This window comes from Rhodopseudomonas sp. BR0G17 (assembly GCF_010907025.1).
Classification (GTDB): Bacteria; Pseudomonadota; Alphaproteobacteria; order Rhizobiales; family Xanthobacteraceae; genus Rhodopseudomonas; species Rhodopseudomonas palustris_H.
Genome location: NZ_QUML01000073.1, coordinates 1 through 4,323 on the forward strand (window position 1 = coordinate 1; position 4,323 = coordinate 4,323).

Below are 4,323 nucleotides of genomic sequence, written 5' to 3' on the forward strand. Positions count from 1 at the left end.
AGGTAGGGGGTCGTCGGCAGCGTCAGATGTGTATAAGGGACAGGCGGAGGCCGGGGTGGGGGTCCCCAGGCACTGCAACTGGTGGACCCCCACCCCGGCCTCCGCTTCGCTCGGCCGACCCTCCCCGCAAGGGGGAGGGGTGCCACGAGCGCTTCGGCTACAAATTCAGGTCAAGACTTCCGTCCTTGATCGTCCTTCACCTTCGCCAGAATCCGATCAGCCTCCGTCCGCCAGTCCGGACTCCGCGCAAAGCCGGATGCGCCGCGGGGGCCGAACAGGCCTTCGTCGGCGAGGTCCGCGACCCACGCCTGCCGCTCCGCGGTGCCTTGCGCGGACCACGGCGTCAGGCCGGCTTCGCGCACCGTCTCGGCGACTTCGCGGACTTCCTCGGCGCGGCGGCGGCCGTGTTCGATCACGCGCTGGAAGAAGTAGGCGCCCTGCTTCTCCCAATCGATCGACGGAAACGTCTCTTGCAGCGAGGCGATCACCGCGGCCTCGACGCCGTAGGCCCGCGCGGTGGTGAAGCTCTCGATCACCATCGCCTCGAGGCCCTTGATCATGATGCTGCGGCACATCTTGGTGGCCGAGGCGACGCCGAGCTGATCACTCGCCGGCTTGGCGGCGAAGCCGAGCGTATTGATCAGCGGCGCCAATTCGGCTGCGTGCGCGCCGCCGAGCAGCAGCGGCACCTTGATGCGATCCGGCGGCACCGAGGTCATCACTGCGCCTTCGACATAGCGTCCCTGAGCGCCGTCGATCAGCGAGGCGGCGCGCTGCTTGGCGCCGGGCGAGGCGGAGTTGAAGTCGAGAAACCAGGTGCCTTGATTGATCGCGCCGGCGCAGGCCTCGGCGACCGCGACGGTTTGGCTGGCGGTCACCGCCGAGATGATGAAGTCGCTGCGCGCTGCAAGCTCGGCATGCGTTGTCGTCAGCGTCACGCCGTGGCGGGTGGCATGCTCGCGCAGCGGCCCGCCGCGATCGTCGGCGAGCTTGACGTCATAGGCCGCGACCTTGACGCCTTGCGCGCGCAAATCCTCGGCGAGAATCTTGCCGACCTCGCCGTAGCCGACGATCCCGAACAGCCATTGTTTCGCCGCGCTGCTCATCAGTCGATGTACTTCAGGCCGGCTTTTTCAAGCGGCTCGCGCATCTTGTACATGTCGAGGCCGAGCACGCCGCTCGCCAGCTTGGCGCGCTTTTCGGCCTCGTTGGCCTCGCGGGCCTCGGCCGCATCGGCCGCCATCCGTGCCACCGCGGCCGGCACCACCACGACGCCGTCGTCATCGGCAATCACCACGTCACCGGGCGTGATATGCGCGCCGGCGGCGACCACCGGGATGTTGACCGAGCCGAGCGTCGCTTTCACCGTGCCCTTGGCGTGGATCGCCTTGGACCATACCGGAAACTTCATCTCGGTGAGATCGCGAACGTCGCGGACGCCGGCGTCAATGATCAGGCCGAGCGCGCCGCGGGCGCGAAAACTGGTGGCGAGCAGGTCGCCGAAGAAGCCGTCGGTGGAGTCGGCGGTGCAGGCCGCAACCACGACGTCACCGGGCTGAATCTGTTCGGCGACCACATGCATCATCCAGTTGTCGCCCGGCTGCAGCAGCACGGTGACGGCGGTGCCGCAGATATGCGCGCCGGAATAGATCGGACGCATGTACGGTGCCATCAGGCCGACTCGGCCCATCGCCTCGTGCACGGTGGCGACGCCGAACCGCGACAGCTTCTCGACGGCAGCCTTGTCGGCGCGGCCGATGTTGCGCTTGACGATGCCGAGATCGTTCATCCGCACGGTCATGGTTACTTACCCTTCGCCTTGAGCGCGGCATCGAGCCGCGGATAGACGCGGCGGGCGTTGCCTTCGTAGATCTGCTGCTTCTCTTCGGGCGTCAGGATGGTCGACGCCTCGATGTAGCGCTTGGTGTCGTCGTAATAGAACCCGGTCTTGGGATCGATGCCGCGCACCGCGCCGATCATCTCCGAGGCGAACAGCACGTTGTCGACCGGAATTACGGTGTTGAGCAGGTCGATGCCCGGCTGGTGATACACGCAGGTGTCGAAGAAGATGTTGTTCAGCACATGGTCTTCGAGCAACGGCTTCTTCATCTCCTGTGCCAGACCGCGGAACCGGCCCCAGTGATACGGCACCGCGCCGCCGCCGTGCGGGATGATGAATTTCAGCTCGGGGAAATCCTTGAACAAATCGCCGGCGACGCACTGCATGAACGCAGTGGTATCGGCGTTGAGATAGTGCGCGCCGGTGGTGTGGAAGCAGGCGTTGCAGCTGGTCGAGACGTGGATCATCGCCGGGATCTCCAGCTCGACCATCTTCTCGTAGATCGGGTACCAGTGCCGGTCGGTCAGCGGCGGCGAGGTCCAGTGTCCGCCCGACGGATCGGGATTGAGGTTGATGGCGACGAAGCCGTACTCCTTGACGCACTTCTCCAGCTCGGGGATGCAGGTCGCAGGGTCAACGCCCGGCGACTGCGGCAGCATCGCTGCGCCGATGAAGTTGTCGGGGAACAGCTGCGAGACGCGGTAGCACAGCTCGTTGCAGATCGCCGCCCAGGTCGACGAGACGTTGAAGTCGCCGATATGGTGCGCCATGAACGAGGCGCGCGGAGAGAACACCGTCAGGTCGCTGCCGCGCTCCTGCATCTTCTTCAGCTGGTTATCGATGATCGAGGCGCGCAGCTCATCGTCCGAAATCTTCAGCTCGGACACTTTCGGCATCACGGACGGATCCTTGATGCCGGCGATTTGCCGGTTACGCCAATCCTCCAGCGCCTTCGGCGCGGTGGTGTAGTGGCCGTGAATGTCGATGATCATCGGGTGTCCTCGAATAGTCTGTTTCCGTCATTGCCGGGCTTGCCCCGCCTGCGGGGCCGAAGCCCCTCCGGCGCGGCGTAGGCCCGGCAATCCAACTTTCTCGGAAGAAGATGGATGCCCGGGTCGAGCCCGGGCATGACGTCTGTGGTTGTGGCGTCGCTCGTGCTAACAGCGCGGGCTTCGGTGTTGGTCCTCTATTCTTCGATGTCTTAGCCCGCGCGCCGCAGCGCTGCGTCGCTGGTTTGCTTGCCGTCCCACACCGAGCCCGGCACCATCGCGTCGCCGCGCATGATCAGGCGGGCGGTGCGCAGCAGGGCGGCGCGGGTGACGTTTTGCGGGTTCTGCGGGTCGACCTCGATCTCGACCGAGAATTCGCCGGTCGGGTGTTCCACCGAGATCTGCTTGACGGTGCCGTGCGGCACCTGCGCGATGCCTTGGGTGACGCTGCCTTCCAGCACGCAGGCGGTCGCCACCGTCACGGCGGCGAGCACGCCGATGGCGTCGTGGCAGACGTGAGGAATGAAACTGCGGGTCGAGATGCTGCCGCCGGCGCGCGGTGCCGAGATCAGCGTCATCTTCGGATAGTTCTTCGAGGTGACGTCGCCGAGCTGCATCGCATGGCCGCAGGCGATCCGCAGCTTTTCCAACCGCGCTTTCAGCTCGGTGTCGGCGTTGAGCTGCGCGACGCCCTCATAGCCGGTGCGGCCGACCGCCTCGGCGCGAAACATCACCAGCGGCATGCCGTTGTCGATGCAGGTCACCTCGACGCCGTCGATGATATCGCGGACGTTGCCGGTCGGCAGCAGGCCGGGCGCCACTGAACCCGCGGTATCGAGGAAGTTGATCTTGATCGGCGCCGAGGTGCCGGGCGCGCCGTCGATCCGCGCATCGCCCTCGTAATCGACATAGCCATTCGGCGTCTGCACCGTAATGTCGCACTGCATGTCGGTGTTCAGCGTCAGCACCCGCAGCGTGGTGGTCGGCCCTTGCGGCTTCACCAGCCCGGTTTCCAGCGCGAACGGCACGACGGCGGCCAGCATGTTGCCGCAGTTCGGCGTGGTATCGACCGTGTCTTTGTCAGGCTGCAGCTGGGCGAACAAGAAATCGAGATCGACGCCGGGCTTCGATCCCTTGGAAACGATGCCGACCTTGCTGGTGAGCGGATGAGCGCCGCCGAGGCCGTCGATCTGGCGGCGATCGGGCGAGCCCATCACCGCGAGCAATACCTTGTCACGGGTGACGATGTCGCTCGGCAGGTCGGCTGCATTGAAGAAGGGGCCGCGTGAGGTCCCGCCGCGCATAAACAGGCAGGGAATGGCGGTTTGCATTCGTTTCCTTCCGGATTGTTATTGCTATTTTGGCCGGGCGGCCTGACCGGCGCCACGGCGGGTGGTCTATAACAGCTATCGGCTTCTGGCATGGCAACCGCCCGTGCCGAAAACCGTGAGCCGGAATCAGGTCGGCAGCGTCCGCACCAGGTCAGTCAGGATC

Annotated in this window: 4 protein-coding genes; all 4 read right to left on the reverse strand. The window is 65.5% G+C overall.

The genetic code is table 11. The annotated features are described in order from the left end of the window. Positions 1 to 170: 170 nt before the first annotated feature. The 4 genes from DY467_RS25140 to DY467_RS25155 all read right to left on the reverse strand — a co-directional run bounded on the left by DY467_RS25140 (position 171) and on the right by DY467_RS25155 (position 4,160). On the reverse strand, positions 171 to 1,106 hold the full coding sequence (locus tag DY467_RS25140; RefSeq protein ID WP_164639753.1) for a DUF1932 domain-containing protein: 936 nt from the start codon (positions 1,104 to 1,106) through the stop codon (positions 171 to 173). Continuing rightward, positions 1,106 to 1,801 carry a 4-carboxy-4-hydroxy-2-oxoadipate aldolase/oxaloacetate decarboxylase gene (ligK, locus tag DY467_RS25145; RefSeq protein WP_164639755.1) on the reverse strand — a complete coding sequence of 232 codons (696 nt, stop codon included), beginning with the start codon at positions 1,799 to 1,801 and terminating at the stop codon, positions 1,106 to 1,108. Before ligK ends, DY467_RS25140 begins: the two co-directional genes overlap by 1 nt. A gap of 2 nt (positions 1,802 to 1,803) precedes the next feature. After that, the gene (locus tag DY467_RS25150) at positions 1,804 to 2,832 is read right to left on the reverse strand and encodes an amidohydrolase family protein (protein WP_164639756.1); all 1,029 of its coding nucleotides are present in this window, start codon (positions 2,830 to 2,832) and stop codon (positions 1,804 to 1,806) included. A gap of 209 nt (positions 2,833 to 3,041) precedes the next feature. Continuing rightward, positions 3,042 to 4,160, reverse strand: coding sequence for a 4-oxalomesaconate tautomerase (locus DY467_RS25155; protein ID WP_164639758.1), 1,119 nt, complete (start codon positions 4,158 to 4,160; stop codon positions 3,042 to 3,044). Positions 4,161 to 4,323: the final 163 nt, after the last annotated feature.